This window comes from Cerasibacillus sp., from assembly GCF_036516575.1.
In the GTDB taxonomy this organism is placed as follows: domain Bacteria; phylum Bacillota; class Bacilli; order Bacillales; family Amphibacillaceae; genus Cerasibacillus.
Genome location: NZ_DATBTY010000024.1, coordinates 43,274 through 60,253 on the forward strand (window position 1 = coordinate 43,274; position 16,980 = coordinate 60,253).

The window sequence follows — 16,980 nt, forward strand, 5'->3', positions numbered from 1 at the left end:
CTAAACGAAGGTGATCGTTGTTGAGCGAAGTGGATGGTATACCGCGAATAGGTGAAGTTGTCCGTATTCTGCGAGGACGTGAAGCGGGACAGTACGCGATTATTATAGATGTTATAGATGATCGTTTTGTTCTGCTTGCTGATGGTGAAAAGCGTAAATATGACCGGCCAAAAAAGAAGAATCGGAATCATATTGAGCTCTTAGATTACATTTCTCCAGAAGTCCAAAACAGCCTTCTAGAAACTGGTCGTGTCACAAATGGTAAATTACGATTTGCTTTAGATAAATTTGTAAATGAGATTGTGACTGATTAAAGAAGGGAGATCAACACGATGGCAAAAGAGGACGTTATTGAAGTGGAAGGTATTGTCACTGAAACATTACCGAACGCTATGTTTCATGTAGAACTCGAAAACGGTCATACTGTTTTAGCACACGTATCTGGTAAGATCCGTATGCACTTCATTCGTATTCTACCAGGTGATAAAGTGACTGTAGAACTTTCACCGTATGATTTGACAAAAGGGCGAATTACGTATCGTTATAAATAAGTGCATAAGCTCCGATATAAAAGGAGGTAAAGATAATGAAAGTAAGAGCATCCGTTAAACCGATGTGCGAAAAATGTAAAATAATCAAACGCAAAGGAAAAGTAATGGTGATTTGCGAAAATCCAAAGCATAAACAAAAACAAGGATAAATTTCGAGGAGGTGCTGATATAAAATGGCTCGTATAGCAGGAATTGATATTCCACGTGATAAACGTGTAGTTATTTCATTAACATATATCTATGGTATTGGTAAAACAACTGCACAAAAAATCCTTCAAGCAGCAGGTGTATCCGAGGATACACGCGTACGTGACTTAACAGAAGACGAACTTGGAAAAATTCGTCAAGAAGTTAACAATTACACAATTGAAGGGGATCTTCGTCGTGAGAAATCATTAAACATTAAACGTTTAATTGAGATCGGCTCATACAGAGGAATGCGTCACCGTCGAGGATTACCAGTACGTGGTCAAAGCACGAAAAATAATGCTCGTACACGTAAAGGTCCACGTCATGCAATCGCTGGTAAAAAATAATAAGTAAAGGAGGAAAAATCATCTATGGTACGTCAAAAAACTAATAACCGTAAACGTCGTGTGAAAAAAATCATTGAATCAGGAGTAGCACATATTCGTTCTACGTTTAATAATACAATTGTAACCATTACTGATACACATGGTAATGTTGTTTCTTGGAGTTCTGCAGGTGCACTAGGATTTAAAGGTTCACGTAAATCCACTCCTTTTGCTGCTCAAATGGCTGCAGAAACAGCAGCAAAACCAGCATTAGAAAGTGGTATGAAAACATTAGAAGTTACTGTAAAAGGCCCAGGTGCTGGTCGGGAAGCAGCAATCCGCTCTTTACAAGCAGCGGGATTAGAAGTTACTGCTATTCGCGATGTAACACCGGTACCACATAATGGTTGTCGCCCACCAAAACGTCGTCGTGTATAACGCTCAAAATGCGTATAGAATTTGTCAGCCTGTCTATAATGGGTTATGATGGCATAAGATATGTCTTTTAACTCATGAACCTATTAAACAACATCGCATAGACAAAATGGTACGAAAGAAATAGTGCAGAGACAATGCAAACTGCCTATTTGGGGAATTTCGGTTAAACATTATGTTTAACCGGGGTTTCGACGTTTTAAAGGAGGGGTTTAAGGAATGATCGAAATTGAAAAGCCGAAAATTGAAACGGTAGAGATCAGCGAGGACGCTACATTCGGGAAGTTCGTTGTCGAACCACTTGAACGTGGGTATGGAACTACACTAGGAAACTCCTTGCGTCGTATCCTGCTATCCTCACTTCCGGGCGCTGCTGTTACATCAGTTCAAATTGATGGAGCTCTTCATGAATTCTCAACAATTGATGGGGTCGTTGAAGATGTAACAACGATTATTTTAAATTTGAAAGATTTAGCTCTGAAAATTTATTCCGATGAAGCAAAAACATTGGAAATTGATGTGCAAGGAGAGGGGACAGTTACGGCTCGAGACTTGATTTATGATAGTGATGTAGAAGTATTGAATCCGGATCTCCATATTGCAACGCTAAATGACAAAGGAAGCCTGCATATGAAACTAACTGCTGAACGTGGCCGTGGCTATCGTCCAGCAGAGGATAATAAGCGGGATGATTTACCGATTGGGGTTATTCCAATTGATTCCGTATTTACACCAGTTTCACGTGCAAACTATCAAGTTGAAAATACTCGTGTAGGTCAAAGCGCAAACTTTGACAAACTGACATTTGATGTTTGGACAGATGGAAGTATTCGCCCAGAAGAAGCAGTTTCTCTTGGCGCTAAGATTTTCACAGAACATCTCAATATATTTGTTAGTTTAACAGAGGAAGCCCAAAGCGCTGAAATTATGGTAGAAAAAGAAGAAGATCAGAAAGAAAAAGTCATGGAAATGACTGTTGAAGAGCTTGATCTTTCTGTGAGATCTTATAACTGCCTAAAACGTGCCGGGATTAATACTGTACAAGAACTAACAACAAAATCTGAAGAAGACATGATGAAAGTACGTAATCTTGGACGCAAGTCATTAGATGAGGTTAAATCAAAACTAGCCGAACTTAATTTAGGTTTGCGTAAAGATGACTAACACTTAAAACGACATCTTTAGATTAGGTTCAAGAAGCCTGTCGATACGCTATATTATTCTTCGTTGACTTCTTGGTAACGACTATTTGTCAGGAAGCATTCTTTAAAAAGAAAATAGATCGTTTAACAGAACAAGAACAAGACGAACAATTATAGCGTTTTTTACAGCTTTTTGACCGGTTACATTTGGAAAAAGGGAGGGATAGTCCATGCCAAGAAAACTAGGCCGTAGTACGGACGCTCGTATGGCATTACTTCGCAACCTTGCATCTGATTTAATCCTTCACGAACGTGTTGAAACAACAGAGGCAAAAGCGAAGGAACTTAAAAAAGTAGTAGAAAAAATGATCACACTCGGTAAACGTGGTGATCTTCATGCACGTCGCCAAGCAGCTGCATTTCTATATAACAAAACAAATGAAGAAGAAAAAGTTATCGATAAACTTTTCGGTGATATTGCATCACGTTATGAAGACCGGCAAGGTGGCTACACACGCGTACTTAAATTGGGTACACGTCAAGGTGATGGCTCCAAAATGGCGATTATTGAACTTGTGTAATAATCCATACAAGCTAAGGGCAGGACTGAATCTCTTTCATGAGGTGAATCCAGGCCCTTTTTTTGCACATTGAATGGAATGTAAATCGAACCTTTATTAAAACCCAAGCAGTTGAGCTAAGGATGATGAGGAGGAACACCATGGAGAACAAGTTAATAGAGTTTAGAAATGTATCCTTTCGATACACAGATGAGCAGCCTTGGGTGTTGAAGGATTGTTCGTTTACCATTTATGAAAATGAATGGGTAGCGATTATCGGACATAACGGTTCAGGAAAGTCAACGATAGCAAAACTCATGAACGGACTTATCTTTCCACAAGAAGGGGAAATTTTAATCGGCGGTAGGGCGGTTAATGAAGAAACAGTTTGGAGTATACGGCATGATGTCGGAATGGTGTTTCAAAACCCTGATAACCAATTTGTCGGAACAACAGTTCAAGATGATGTCGCTTTCGGTATGGAAAATCGAGGCTTTTCAAGAGATGAAATGATACGACGAATAGAAGAGTCATTAGCAGCAGTAGGTATGCAAGATTATCGACTTACAGAGCCATACCGTCTCTCTGGTGGTCAGAAGCAACGTGTCGCCATTGCAGGAGTCTTAGCCATTTCGCCACAAGTACTCATCCTTGACGAGGCAACATCGATGCTAGACCCGAGAGGGCGACTTGAAATTATGCATACTGTTTCAAACATCCAAACAGATCGTGATTTATCGTTAATTACAATCACACATGATTTAAATGAAGTGGTCCAAGCGGGTCGAGTCATCGTGATGAATAAAGGTGAAATCTGGAAAGAAGGTACACCGAGAGAAATTTTCACAGAGAAGAAAGTCCTTCGTCAAATTGGTCTCGATGTCCCATTCACATCGACATTAGCAGAAGAATTACGTAATTATCAAATACCGATTGAAATGGAACCATTAAATCATGAGGAATTGTTGGAGGAACTATGGACATTACATTCAAAGATGTGAGCTATGTTTATCAACAGAACACACCATTTGCTCACAAGGCACTTGATAATATTTCATTTCACATACCATCGGGTTCATTTGTTGCGATTATCGGACATACAGGGTCAGGTAAATCAACACTTATTCAACATTTAAATGGTTTAGTCTTCCCTAGCGAAGGAGAAGTCATCATTGGGGATGTTCGCTTAACCAATCGAGAAAAACCAAAAGACATGAAAACATTACGCAGCCAAGTTGGCGTCGTTTTCCAATATCCGGAACATCAATTATTTGAAGAAACGATTGAAAAGGATATCGCATTTGGTCCACAAAACTTCGGTGTAGCTGAAGGAGAAATTAACGAGCGAATCAAAACGATATTACCAATGGTGGGCTTATCTGAAGAGTTTTTAGAGCGTTCGCCTTTTGATTTAAGTGGAGGACAAATGCGGCGTGTAGCGATTGCAGGTGTCTTAGCAGTAAAACCACGCATTCTCGTTCTAGATGAACCAACAGCTGGTTTAGACCCAAGAGGGCAACAGGAAATCATGGACATGTTTTATCAACTGCATCAAAAGGAACATTTAACGACCGTTCTTGTGACACATAGTATGGAAGATGCAATGAAATACGCCGATCATATCATTATTTTAAATAAGGGTAAGAAATATATGGAAGGCCGACCAGAAGACGTATTTACACAAGTAGAAGCGTTAAATAAGGTACAACTTGACACACCAGAGGTTATTCAATTTATGAATAAGTTTTCCGAGCGCTTTAACAAGGAAATCCCTTTTCAACGGCAGAGCCCGAAGCAACTCGCAGAACAGATTTGCCAACTGCTTAAAGGAGATGAACGAACATGAATTCTCTTGTTATTGGTCAATATGTACCTGGTAATTCAGTCGTTCATAGGCTTGATCCTCGGACGAAAATAACAATCATCTTCTTTTTTGTTATTATTGTCTTCTTTGCGAATTCGTTTTGGAGTTATTTTGTACTAACATTATTCGGTTTAACGAGCATGCTAGCTTCAAGGGTGCCAATTCGATTTATTATGAAAGGGTTAATGCCGGTCTGGTTTTTAATTATCTTTACATTTATTTTGCACTTATTTATCAATAAGGAAGGCACTCTGTTAATCGACTGGTCATTTATTAAAATTTATTCCAGTGGTGTCATTCAAGGAATTGCTATTTCAATGCGTTTCTTTTTATTGATTTTAATCACATCTTTATTGACACTGACAACAACACCGATTGAAATAACCGATGCTGTTGAAGAAATGCTTCACCCATTGAAGCGGATTAAATTTCCTGTCCATGAACTTGCGTTAATGATGTCGATTTCACTTCGCTTTATTCCGACTCTCGTACAGGAAACAGATAAGATCTCTAAAGCACAAGCCTCAAGAGGTGTTGACTTTAGAACTGGTCCAGTCAAAGAACGTATAAAAGCAGTTGTTCCATTACTCGTTCCGCTTTTTGTCAGTGCCTTTAAACGTGCAGAAGAATTGGCGATGGCCATGGAAGCACGTGGTTATCAAGGTGGCGAAGGTCGTTCGAAATTGCGGGAATTAAAGATTTCCAAATTAGATCTATGGATTTATTTATTATTTATTGGGGTCATCATTGCCCTGTTTTTAACGAGAAACTATGGATAAATACTTAGAAAGGCCGATCCACTTATGAATAAGGTGAAATGTATCGTCAGTTATGACGGGACCAACTTTTCTGGATTCCAAGTCCAACCTTTAAAAAGAACAGTCCAAGGTGAAATTGAAAAGGCACTTAAGCGAATTCATAAAGGACAAGGCATTCGAATCTATCCTTCTGGTCGGACCGATCGGGGGGTACATGCGATTCGGCAAACGATTCATTATGACACACCGATTAAAATGAATGAGGACAGTTGGAAAAAGGCACTTAATGCCTTGTTGCCAGAAGATGTATATGTGAAAGAAGCTCAAATAGCTTCGTCGTCCTTTCACGCCCGTTTTTCAGCGATTGAAAAAGAATATCGTTATATCGTATTAAATGATAAAGAGCCGAATCTATTCCGCCGTCATTATGTCTATCAATTTCCATATGCATTAGATATTGATAAAATGCAAGAAGCATGTCAATATTTAGAAGGTGAGCATGATTTTACTGCCTTTTCTTCTGCTAAATCCACAGCTAAAGGAAGTAAAGTCCGTACACTCTATGAAGCGTCTTGCATACAAAAAGGCTCCGAAATTATGTTTGTTTTTCGTGGCAATGGTTTTTTATATCATATGGTGCGCATCTTAGTGGGAACATTATTAGAGGTCGGTCAAGGGAAACGGGAACCAGTGAATATAAAAGGGTTACTTGAACAACAGGACCGTCAGCAAAGTGGCAAGACAGCTCCTCCACAGGGGTTGTATTTATGGAATGTCACATATTCTGATTAAAATGAGGAAAAGACGATAATTTCTTGACATCATCCTTTGTTTTGTTATATAATTTTTTATGGCGTTTTATTTCTAATACCATGATTAGCCCCGAAACTAATTATGTTAATGATAGGAATAACTTTTTGAAACGAGTTTGAAATTGGAGGGAAACATGATGCGTACAACATTTATGGCAAATGAAAATAATATTGAACGCAAATGGTTGCTTGTAGATGCAGAAGGCAAGCGTCTTGGACGTTTAGCGAGTGAAGTAGCTCATATTCTTCGCGGTAAGCATAAACCAACATACACACCACATGCTGATACAGGTGACTATGTGATTGTAATTAATGCTGAAAAAGTAGAACTTACTGGTAACAAAGAAACAGATAAGATTTATTATCGTCATTCTGGCTATGCTGGTGGTCTTAAAGAGCGTACAGCGGCTGAAATGCGTGAAAAGTTCCCAGAAAGAATGATTGAACAAGCGGTAAAAGGTATGTTACCAAAAGGTAAACTTGGCCGTAAGATGGGTAAGAAATTATTCGTCTATAAGGGTTCTGAACATAATCAAGAAGCACAAAAACCAGAAGTTTACGAGCTTCGTGGATAATTAAAGGGAGGTAAATCAATTGGCACAAGTACAATACTATGGCACAGGTCGTCGTAAGAAATCAACTGCACGTGTACGTTTAGTTCCTGGAACTGGCCGTATCGTCATTAATGATCGTGAAGCAAAAGATTATTTTCCATATGAAACACAGCTACTTATTATGAACCAACCATTAGTAGCGACAGAAACACAAGGCACATACGACGTTTTAGTTAACGTTCATGGTGGAGGTTTCACTGGCCAAGCTGGAGCAATCCGCCACGGAATCTCTCGTGCACTTCTAGAAGCAAACCCAGAATTCCGTACAGTACTAAAACGTGAAGGATTCCTAACACGTGACGCACGCATGAAAGAACGTAAGAAATACGGACTTCGCGGCGCTCGTCGTGCACCACAGTTCTCAAAACGTTAATAGAAACATTGATATATCAATGTTTGCAGAGCTTTTTTGGTTCAAGTTGGTTTAAATCAGCTTGAACCTCATAAAGAACTTAACAGATTTAAAGCATCAGCATCTTGCTGGTGCTTTTTTTCTGGCATTAATTCCAGATAATAATTCTGTGTTGTTTGTATATTTATGTGTCCTAATCGTTTGGATACATATGCAATATCTATGTCTTGAGAAAATAGAAATGATGCATGAGTGTCTCTTAAACCGTGAAACGTTGTTTTCTTAATATCTAATTTCTTCAATAACTCGGCTAATTGATCGGACTGCTTAAATCCTCCAAAACTAAAAATATAACCATTTTCTTTAACAGGAATTTTACGAATGAGTTCATATACTTCTTTGTTAATAGAAACATCGCGTTTTGCATTTTGTGTCTTTAACGAAGTGTCATCAGTCATCAGAAGTAGGACTGATTGAATGTCTAACTTTTATTCCGTATTCATAAAGACTCTCTGGGCGTATTGCTAGTAGTTTTCCACGAGTTCGAGCAAAATCATTTGCAATATAACCACGAGCATATGCATCACGTAAAGATGTATTTATTTAAAGAAGAACCCGGTAGTATGGTTATTAGGGTTAATGTATTATTAGAATATGGATTCATTGCATATTAAGATATTTTATTTCAATATATATCCCAAATTTTGTTCAACGAACGGGGGTAGTAGAGTAGAATAATAGTGAATATTTGAATCGATAAATATTATATTTTAATTAAAAGTGCAGTGCTTGAGGTTTCTATAAATTTAACCCTCAATTTTACGAAGGTTATTTCTAAATGATAGAGTGGAAAAAATTTAATATTTCCGATAAATAAAGGGATTATTAATGTTATTATAAAGATGTTTAAACAAATATTTAATAGGAGGTATTTTCATTGGTACAAGGAACACCGAATACATACACACCACCAAAACATTTTGTGTCAGCGGCAACTGTTGTAATTAATGATAAAAATGAAATTTTATTAATCAAGGGACCTATAAGAGGTTGGGAGATGCCAGGTGGAATAGTTGAAGTAGGAGAATCATTAAAAGATGGTGCAATCAGGGAAACAAAAGAGGAAACAGGGATAGATATAGAAATTATAAGGTTTTGTGGCATATTTCAAAATGTAAAGAAATCGATTTGTAATACCCTCTTTTTAGCAAAACCTGTTGGAGGTAAATTTACAACTTCATCAGAAAGTTTGGAAGTAGATTTTTTCCCTATTGAACAAGCCTTAGAAATGGTGACTATTGGAAATTTTAGAGAAAGAATTGAATACTGCCTTGATTATAGTAAACACCCATTTTATATAGAATTTTAGTTCTCAAGGGAATTAGGTATATTGCATAAAACTTAAATGGTAAAAAATTCAATATGGTTATAGTAATGAATATCTTTCATTTTTCACAATAAAGGTTCTGATTATTCTAATTGGTCAGGTTTGGAAGAAAACCATATTTTAATGGAGGGATATACAATGCAAATGCCAGTACATATTGTTGCTGTAGGGGGATTTGTTGAAAATGCCAAAGGTGAAATATTATTAGTAAAAATCCGTCGAGATGGTCATTGGGTATTTCCAGGAGGTCAAGTAGAGGTAGGGGAAAATTTAATAGATGGGGTAATTAGAGAAGTTAAAGAGGAAAGTGGAATTGATGTTAAAGTATCTCACTTGGTAGGGGTTTTCTCTAATACAGCTACATATGAGGGGCATAGCGGAGTAAAGATAGTACCGACAAAAGTTATGTTTGATTTTGTATGTGAACCTATAGGTGGGGAATTGACATCATCGGATGAAACATCAGACAGTCGCTGGGTTAGTAAAGGGGAAGTTCTAAATATGGTTTTAGCACCCGCATTGCGTACACGCTATCAAGCATATTTAGATTATAAAGGAAGTGTCCATTATATGGACTATATAACTAAGCCACAGTTTGAATTAAAATTTAAGAGAAATATATAAAATAATGAATTAACTATTACATTTTATACTCATCAGTATTCAACAAACTGGTGCTTTTCTTGAATAAGCTCCATAATCAAAAGACCATAAATATACTCCATTTTATATGCAGACAGTATGTTAAAGGTCTTAATATATCTAAGAAATATACTGCCATTCCATACATGAATTAAATGCCAAATACAGTTTAAGTTGAAATCGGGAGAAACTTTTTAAAATGTATGTAACTGTTCTCCATTTTCAGTGACGAAACAGTGACGACTTCATGATATAAGTCTATTGAAGCTAATATAAAAGTTATGGTCAGATATAAAATAATAATTAGTATTGTATTCAATTAACATCTATCATGTTGGTTCAAATTGGTTCAAGTTTGTCATTTTCAATCCTCTTTTATACATTTTCATCCATATAACAATTCCTAAAACGTTGATATAAATGGATTACAATGTATTTAATACACTTAGAATTTATCTGTATATTTTTCAAGACGTTAATATATACGTTTCAAAGACTCTTTTCACTTCGGTGGAAAGGGTCTTTTTATATGCTTAACATAGCCCGTGACCACATTATGACCAGCTCTCATCCTGGTCAGTAAATTATTTCATACACAGTTCTATCCTTTGCAATGACTAAAATGAGCTTAAAATATACAGTGTAATCCTTCGTGTACCAAACTTTCTTAAAGCATATAGCACTTGACCTTATATGACACAAAAACTACAAGATTTTCTCCTGAAATTTTCAGTTTTAGTCTTAAATTGAAGTAATTAACTTAAATAAAATTTTAAAATAATGTTGACAAATTAGAAATGGTTTGCTATAGTTTCTATTAACAAAATTGGAAACCAAAATTGATGACGAGAAGAGTAAGATAAGCGCCCTGTTCTACAGAGAATCGGTATATGGTGCGAGCCGATGTCCAGAACTTGTCTGAAAATCATCTCTGAGATGTAATCCTGAAACTTTAGTAAGGATTACCGGGTGGTCCACCGTTACCAAGGAACACGTATGATAGTACGTTAAGTAAGTGCCTCTTGTGTATTTTTTATACATAAGTTGAACTAGGGTGGTATCGCGAGTCAACTCGTCCCTTATTTAGGGACGAGTTTTTTGTGTTTTCAAATAACTATAAAAGGGGTGTAAGTATGAAGGGACAATGGATTTATTTAAATGGCGAATTTGTCAAAAAAGAAGACGCTGTTGTATCTGTGTATGATCATGGATTTCTTTATGGAGACGGAGTGTTTGAAGGTATTAGATTGTACGATGGCGTTGTTTTCCGTCTGGAGGAACATGTTGATCGACTGTATGATTCTGCAAAGTCAATTATGCTAGATATTCCTTACTCGAAGCAGGAAATGAGTGATGTAATCGTCGAAACATTAAGGAAAAATGAGCTTCAAAGTGGTTATATCCGTGTCGTTGTTTCGCGTGGAGTTGGAAGTTTGGGGATTGATCCAAGGACTTGTAAACAGCCACAAGTTATTGTCATTGCAGAGGACCTAGCCATATTTCCAAAGGAATTATACAAAACGGGAATCGAGATTATGTCTGTGGCAACAAGAAGAAATCGCTCCGATGTTTTATCGCCAAAGGTAAAATCGATGAACTACTTAAATAACATTTTAGTAAAGATCGAGGCCAATTTAGCGGGAGTAAGTGAGGCACTCATGTTAAATGACCAGGGCTATGTAGCGGAAGGGTCAGCGGATAATGTTTTTATCGTAAAAAACGATGAAATTCTTACACCGCCTGGTTATGTTGGTGCGCTTGAAGGAATTACAAGAAATGCCGTTATGGAAATAGCAACTAAATTAGGCTTCACCATGAAAGAGGAAGTATTCACTAGACACGATGTTTACACCGCGGATGAGGTGTTTTTAACTGGAACAGCAGCTGAGATTATTGCTGTTGTGAAAGTAGATGGAAGAATAATAGGAGATGGCAAACCAGGATTTTATACAAATAAGCTTCTCAGGGAATTTAGGAAAACTGTCTCCACAGATGGTGTTGAAGTGTATGCATTTCAGTAGCTAGATGACAGATAAAAAAAGGGGGGGAAAGCATGCGAAGTGACATGATAAAAAAAGGAATTGACCGAGCACCACATCGGAGTTTGTTATATGCAACAGGGGTAAAAACAAAGGACTTAGATAAGCCATTTATCGGTGTCTGTAACTCTTACATTGAAATCATCCCCGGTCATATGCATCTTAATAAATTTGCTGTTGTAGTAAAAGAGGCGATTCGAGCAGCAGGTGGAATTCCCTTTGAGTTCAACACGATCGGAGTTGATGACGGAATTGCTATGGGGCATATTGGAATGAGATATTCGTTGCCTAGCAGAGAGTTAATTGCTGATTCAGCGGAAACGGTGATTAATGCACACTGGTTTGATGGGGTCTTCTATATTCCTAATTGTGACAAAATTACGCCGGGAATGTTAATGGCAGCTGTTCGAACCAATGTCCCTTCTGTTTTTGTTTCGGGTGGTCCAATGGAAGCTGGTGTTTCAAGTAGTGGTAAGCCCTTATCATTAGCATCTGTCTTTGAGGGAGTAGGTGCTTACCAATCCGGAAAGATGTCATATGAGGAGTTATTGGATATAGAAGCTAATGCTTGTCCAACTTGTGGTTCTTGTTCAGGAATGTTTACCGCAAATTCCATGAACTCTTTGATGGAAATACTTGGATTAACTGTTCCAGGAAATGCAACAACTGTAGCAACTTCAAAGGATCGATACAAGTTAATCTATGATGCCGCACACCACCTAGTGGAGATGATTAAAAAGGATATAAAGCCACGAGATATTGTTACGAAAGAGGCGATAGATGATGCATTCGCCCTTGACATGGCAATGGGGGGATCAACTAACACAGTTCTTCATACGTTGGCTATCGCGCATGAGGCAGAAATTGATTATGACTTACGGCGAATTAATGAAGTGGCAAAGAGAACCCCTTATTTATCTAAAATCAGCCCTGCCTCTGACTATTCGATGGAGGATGTTAATAACGCTGGTGGCGTAAGTGCAATTATAAATGAGCTTTGCAAAATAGACGGAGTTATTCATAAGGATCGCATCACAGTAACAGGAAAATCAGTCTATGAAAATGTTAAGAATGCAGAAATTTTAAATGATCAAGTCATACGGCGAAAAGAAAATGCATATAGTCCTGTTGGTGGCCTTTCTGTCTTATTTGGAAATGTTGCTCCAGATGGATGTGTCATTAAGGTAGGTGCGGTTGATCCCTCCATTAAGACGTTCACTGGGGTAGCGATAGTTTATGAATCTCAGGATGCTGCCTTAGCGGGAATTGAAAGTGGAGAAGTGAAGCCAGGTCATGTGGTAGTCATTCGCTATGAGGGGCCAAAAGGAGGTCCTGGTATGCCAGAAATGCTAGCACCAACAGCTGCCATTGCTGGAAGAGGCCTTGATAAAGAGGTAGCACTCATAACGGATGGAAGGTTTTCTGGAGCATCGAGAGGAATATCAATCGGTCATATTTCACCGGAAGCAGCTGCAGGAGGACCGATTGCTTTTGTTGAAAATGGTGATTCAATCTTTATTGATTTAACGAACCGGACAATAGCTGTTCTTGTTTCTGATGAAGAGTTAAAGGAGCGAAGGAAGAATTGGAATCAACCACCTCCGAAGATTAAAAATGGGTATTTAGCCCGATATTCTAAGTTAGTTACTTCTGCCAGTACTGGCGGAGTATTAAAAATTTAAATAAGTTAATTCGTTGACGAGGCTTAAGATTTGGATCCCGTATTTACAGAGAGCTGGTTGTGCTGGAAGCCAGTAATACGCCCAGATCTTTCATCCCCTCTGAGTGATGTTCCGAACTGGAAGTAAGAACATCCGAGTAAAACCGATACTCGTTACCAAAAATGAGGCAGGATATTGTTTTTACCTAGAATTGGTCTGTAAACTGCTTCGTAAGGTAATATTTTGTAAGAAATATTACGAATGAGGGTGGTACCGTGAAAAGATTGAAGCCTTTTCGCCCCTATAGAATGACATATTATTCTGTAGTAGGGTGAGAGGGCTTTTTTTATATTTCTTTATCTCGCTATTTCAGGGAAAAAACTAATACAAAAGGAGACAATCAGATGGAAGCTAATAAATCCGCTCAGCTTGAGAGCGTTCAAATAAATGGGGCAGATTTATTCATCCAAGCTTTAAAAAACGAGGGTGTAGAAATGTTGTTTGGGTATCCTGGTGGGGCCGTCTTGGGGCTATATGATGCACTATACAAATCTCCAATCGATCATGTTTTAGCACGTCATGAGCAGGGAGCTATTCATGCCGCAGAAGGTTATGCTCGTGTATCTGGTAAACCAGGCGTAGTTATTGCAACCTCAGGACCCGGAGCAACTAATGTAATGACTGGCATTGCAGATGCAATGATGGATTCGTTACCAATGGTTGTTTTCACGGGGCAGGTTGCTTCTCATGTAATTGGTACAGATGCATTTCAGGAGGCAGATGTAGTAGGAATGACGACACCAATTACAAAACAAAATTATCAAATAAAAAGTATAGAAGAGTTACCAAGAGTGGTAAAAGAGGCATTTCATATCGCAACCACAGGAAGACCAGGACCTGTGTTGGTGGACATTCCAAAAAATATTGCAGCAGAGCTTACTCCACCACTTCAGGAGGAAGAAGTGAACCTTCCGGGGTATGAACCAAAGCTAAAACCTAATCCATTGGAAGTACAACGATTAGTAAGTGCTCTTAGAAATTCAAAAAAACCTGTTATTTTAGCGGGAGCAGGGGTGCTATTCTCTAAAGCGACCGTTGCTTTGGAGAGGTTTGCCAAAAACAATCATATTCCTGTTGTCCATACGCTTTTAGGACTTGGGGGGTTTCCTGCTAAGGAACGTTTGTTTATAGGAATGGCTGGAATGCACGGTTGTTTTGCTGCGAATATGGCCCTTTATGAATGCGATTTATTAATAAATATAGGTGCTAGGTTTGATGATCGCCTTACAGGGGAATTGAAACATTTTGCACCCAATGCAAAGGTGGCCCATATTGATATTGATCCAGCGGAAATTGGCAAAAATGTTGAAACACATTATCCGATCTTAGGTGATGCAAGATTTGCCTTAGAGGAGCTATTGAGTCAAATCGAGCAGAAGCCTGATACATCAGAATGGCTACTACATTTAAAGAAATACAAACAGCAACATCCTTTTTGGTATAACAAATCGGATGAGTTCTTACCACCTCAACAGTTAATGGAATTGATACATCATCATACAAGTGGTAAGGCTATTGTCACTACAGACGTAGGGCAACATCAAATGTGGGCGGCACAATATTATACCTTTAACCAACCGAATCGTTGGGTAACTTCGGGTGGCCTAGGTACGATGGGGTTCGGATTTCCCGCAGCGATTGGTGCTCAGCTAGCTGAACCAGATACAACAGTAGTATCAATTGTTGGCGATGGTGGATTCCAAATGACGTTGCAGGAACTGATTTTATTAAAAGAGCTCGATCTTCCTATAAAGGTTTTTATCGTAAATAATGGTTCATTAGGAATGGTCCGTCAATGGCAAGAGACATTTTATGAAAAACGGTATTCACAATCAATTCTCTCGCTTCAACCGGATTTTCTAAAACTGGCAGAATCGTATGGGATAAAAGCAGTAAGAGTTAAGACGAAAGAGCAAGCGGAAAAAATTTTTCCAAAAGTATTAAATAGTTCAGAGCCTGTTGTCATTGATTGTTGTGTGAACCCGGGCGAAAACGTATACCCAATGGTAGCCCCCGGAAAAGGGTTACATGAAATGATTGGAGTGAAACCAATATGATGCGGATAGTGTCCGTTCTAGTCCTTAACCAAACTGGGGTATTATTAAGGCTTACAGGGATGTTAACTAAGCGTCAAATTAATATTGAAAGCATGTCTGTAGGACCCACTGAGAAAGAAGGCGTTTCAAGAATGACCTTTTTAATAAGAGTGAGGGACGACAAGAGGCTAGAGACATTGTTGAAACAAATAAGTAAGCAGGTTGATGTACTACAAGTATCAGATCTGTCGAATGAAAGGGCAATTATAAAAGAACTTGCCCTCATAAAAGTTGTTAGTAATGGACTAACGAGAGTTGAAATAAATGGAATTATTGAACCATTTCGAGCTTCCGTCATTGATGTTAGTAGGGACAGCTTAACTGTTCAGGTTACAGGTGGTATATCCAAAATTGAGGCGATGATTGACCTTTTGAGTCCTTATGGGATAAAGGAAATTACACGTACAGGGATCGCTGCATCCACTAGTGAAGGAAGAGTAAAAAAAATTCAACAAATCGGATTAAAATAAATGAGATAAAGGGGAATACAAGATGATTAAAGTTTATTATAATGACGATGTGAATGAGGATGTAATGAAGAGAAAGACTGTCGCGATTTTAGGTTATGGCTCACAAGGCCATGCCCATGCACAAAACTTACGGGATAGTGGCTATGAAGTGGTCGTTGGATTACGTCAAGGAAAATCATGGCAGCAAGCTGAGAAAGATGGGTTTAAGGTGTTATCGGTTAAGGATGCATGTCAAAAAGCAGATCTCGTAATGGTCCTTTTACCAGATGAATATCAAGCTTTTGTTTTTGAAAAGGAAGTAAAACCTTACTTGACTGCTGGAAAGGCATTAGCCTTTGCTCATGGTTTTAATGTTCATTTTCATCAGATAGTACCTCCCGAGAACGTAGATGTATTTTTAGTAGCACCAAAAGGACCTGGTCATTTGGTAAGAAGAACCTTTGAAGAGGGTGCTGGAGTTCCTGCCTTATTTGGGGTGTATCAAGATGTAACAGGAAAAGCGAAAGAACTTGCCTTAGCTTATTCTAAAGGAATTGGGGCTGGAAGAGCAGGAATTTTGGAAACGACTTTTCAAGAGGAAACTGAGACGGATCTTTTTGGAGAGCAGGCAGTACTTTGTGGTGGTTTAACGTCACTTGTCAAAGCAGGATTCGAGACACTTGTAGAGGCAGGATACCAAAAGGAGGTCGCTTATTTCGAATGTCTACATGAGCTGAAGTTAATTGTTGACCTTATGTATGAAAAAGGAATTGCGGGGATGAGATATTCCATCTCAGACACTGCTCAATGGGGAGATTTTGTGTCCGGTCCAAGGGTTATCAATGCCGAAACAAAAGAAAGAATGAAGGAGGTTCTAGTAGATATTCAATCGGGTAAGTTTGCTAAAGGGTGGATTTTAGAAAATCAAGCCAACCGAGCGGAATTTAATTCGATTAACAATCGTGAAAAACAACATCCAATTGAAGTAGTAGGAAAAGAACTTCGACAAATGATGCCATTTATTCAACCTAAATAATAATTTG

At 38.3% G+C, this 16,980-nt stretch carries 20 protein-coding genes, 1 pseudogene and 1 other annotated feature; of the genes and pseudogenes, 20 read left to right on the top strand and 1 reads right to left on the bottom strand.

Annotated features, from left to right (window positions below; translation table 11 throughout):
- The first annotated feature begins 20 nt into the window (after nucleotides 1-20).
- The 13 genes and pseudogenes from VIG73_RS04105 (at nucleotide 21) to rpsI (ending at nucleotide 7,624) form a co-directional block, all read left to right on the top strand.
- Nucleotides 21-355 (top strand): annotated as a pseudogene (locus tag VIG73_RS04105) (KOW motif-containing protein).
- Nucleotides 333-551: a translation initiation factor IF-1 gene (gene infA / locus VIG73_RS04110; protein WP_331639260.1), complete on the top strand. Its 219-nt coding sequence runs from the start codon at nucleotides 333-335 to the stop codon at nucleotides 549-551. Before VIG73_RS04105 ends, infA begins: the two are co-directional and overlap by 23 nt.
- Nucleotides 552-586: 35 nt before the next feature.
- Nucleotides 587-700, top strand: coding sequence for a 50S ribosomal protein L36 (gene rpmJ / locus VIG73_RS04115; protein ID WP_146938370.1), 114 nt, complete (start codon nucleotides 587-589; stop codon nucleotides 698-700).
- A 24-nt stretch (nucleotides 701-724) separates the two neighbouring features.
- Entirely contained in the window at nucleotides 725-1,087 is a 363-nt protein-coding gene (gene rpsM / locus VIG73_RS04120) for a 30S ribosomal protein S13 (RefSeq protein ID WP_331639261.1), read from the top strand.
- Between the two features lie 24 nt (nucleotides 1,088-1,111).
- The gene (gene rpsK / locus VIG73_RS04125; RefSeq protein ID WP_331639262.1) at nucleotides 1,112-1,504 is read left to right on the top strand and encodes a 30S ribosomal protein S11; all 393 of its coding nucleotides are present in this window, start codon (nucleotides 1,112-1,114) and stop codon (nucleotides 1,502-1,504) included.
- A gap of 216 nt (nucleotides 1,505-1,720) precedes the next feature.
- Entirely contained in the window at nucleotides 1,721-2,665 is a 945-nt protein-coding gene (locus VIG73_RS04130) for a DNA-directed RNA polymerase subunit alpha (protein ID WP_331639263.1), read from the top strand.
- A 208-nt stretch (nucleotides 2,666-2,873) separates the two neighbouring features.
- On the top strand, nucleotides 2,874-3,224 hold the full coding sequence (gene rplQ / locus VIG73_RS04135; protein WP_331639264.1) for a 50S ribosomal protein L17: 351 nt from the start codon (nucleotides 2,874-2,876) through the stop codon (nucleotides 3,222-3,224).
- A gap of 140 nt (nucleotides 3,225-3,364) precedes the next feature.
- Nucleotides 3,365-4,204, top strand: coding sequence for an energy-coupling factor ABC transporter ATP-binding protein (locus tag VIG73_RS04140; RefSeq protein WP_331639265.1), 840 nt, complete (start codon nucleotides 3,365-3,367; stop codon nucleotides 4,202-4,204).
- Complete coding sequence (locus VIG73_RS04145; RefSeq protein WP_331639266.1) at nucleotides 4,180-5,049, top strand: energy-coupling factor ABC transporter ATP-binding protein; 870 nt, start codon at nucleotides 4,180-4,182, stop codon at nucleotides 5,047-5,049. Before VIG73_RS04140 ends, VIG73_RS04145 begins: the two co-directional genes overlap by 25 nt.
- Complete coding sequence (locus VIG73_RS04150) at nucleotides 5,046-5,846, top strand: energy-coupling factor transporter transmembrane protein EcfT (RefSeq protein ID WP_331639267.1); 801 nt, start codon at nucleotides 5,046-5,048, stop codon at nucleotides 5,844-5,846. The genes VIG73_RS04145 and VIG73_RS04150 overlap by 4 nt, the downstream gene beginning before the upstream one ends.
- A gap of 24 nt (nucleotides 5,847-5,870) precedes the next feature.
- Entirely contained in the window at nucleotides 5,871-6,617 is a 747-nt protein-coding gene (truA, locus tag VIG73_RS04155; RefSeq protein WP_331639268.1) for a tRNA pseudouridine(38-40) synthase TruA, read from the top strand.
- 157 nt (nucleotides 6,618-6,774) lie between these two features.
- Nucleotides 6,775-7,212 (top strand): 50S ribosomal protein L13, encoded by a 438-nt coding sequence (gene rplM, locus VIG73_RS04160; protein ID WP_331639269.1) that lies wholly within the window; start codon nucleotides 6,775-6,777, stop codon nucleotides 7,210-7,212.
- Nucleotides 7,213-7,231: 19 nt separating this feature from the next.
- A complete protein-coding gene (gene rpsI / locus VIG73_RS04165) occupies nucleotides 7,232-7,624 on the top strand; it encodes a 30S ribosomal protein S9 (RefSeq protein ID WP_331639270.1) in 393 nt (130 codons plus the stop codon).
- 68 nt (nucleotides 7,625-7,692) lie between these two features.
- On the opposite strand, the gene VIG73_RS04170 is transcribed toward rpsI, so the two are convergent.
- Complete coding sequence (locus VIG73_RS04170; RefSeq protein ID WP_331639271.1) at nucleotides 7,693-8,061, bottom strand: tyrosine-type recombinase/integrase; 369 nt, start codon at nucleotides 8,059-8,061, stop codon at nucleotides 7,693-7,695.
- Nucleotides 8,062-8,540: 479 nt separating this feature from the next.
- On the opposite strand from VIG73_RS04170, the gene VIG73_RS04175 reads away from it, so the two are divergent.
- From VIG73_RS04175 to ilvC, 7 genes are all read left to right on the top strand, one after another.
- Entirely contained in the window at nucleotides 8,541-8,972 is a 432-nt protein-coding gene (locus VIG73_RS04175) for an NUDIX hydrolase (protein ID WP_331639272.1), read from the top strand.
- A 156-nt stretch (nucleotides 8,973-9,128) separates the two neighbouring features.
- On the top strand, nucleotides 9,129-9,614 hold the full coding sequence (locus VIG73_RS04180; protein ID WP_331639273.1) for an NUDIX hydrolase: 486 nt from the start codon (nucleotides 9,129-9,131) through the stop codon (nucleotides 9,612-9,614).
- Nucleotides 9,615-10,465: 851 nt separating this feature from the next.
- Nucleotides 10,466-10,715, top strand: a binding site (T-box leader).
- A 50-nt stretch (nucleotides 10,716-10,765) separates the two neighbouring features.
- Nucleotides 10,766-11,653: a branched-chain-amino-acid transaminase gene (gene ilvE / locus VIG73_RS04185; protein WP_331639274.1), complete on the top strand. Its 888-nt coding sequence runs from the start codon at nucleotides 10,766-10,768 to the stop codon at nucleotides 11,651-11,653.
- 32 nt (nucleotides 11,654-11,685) lie between these two features.
- Entirely contained in the window at nucleotides 11,686-13,353 is a 1,668-nt protein-coding gene (gene ilvD, locus VIG73_RS04190) for a dihydroxy-acid dehydratase (RefSeq protein WP_331639275.1), read from the top strand.
- A gap of 383 nt (nucleotides 13,354-13,736) precedes the next feature.
- Complete coding sequence (gene ilvB / locus VIG73_RS04195) at nucleotides 13,737-15,449, top strand: acetolactate synthase large subunit (RefSeq protein WP_331639276.1); 1,713 nt, start codon at nucleotides 13,737-13,739, stop codon at nucleotides 15,447-15,449.
- Nucleotides 15,446-15,958 carry an acetolactate synthase small subunit gene (ilvN, locus tag VIG73_RS04200; RefSeq protein ID WP_331639277.1) on the top strand — a complete coding sequence of 171 codons (513 nt, stop codon included), beginning with the start codon at nucleotides 15,446-15,448 and terminating at the stop codon, nucleotides 15,956-15,958. Before ilvB ends, ilvN begins: the two co-directional genes overlap by 4 nt.
- A 22-nt stretch (nucleotides 15,959-15,980) precedes the next feature.
- Entirely contained in the window at nucleotides 15,981-16,973 is a 993-nt protein-coding gene (gene ilvC / locus VIG73_RS04205; protein WP_331639278.1) for a ketol-acid reductoisomerase, read from the top strand.
- Nucleotides 16,974-16,980 lie beyond the last annotated feature (7 nt).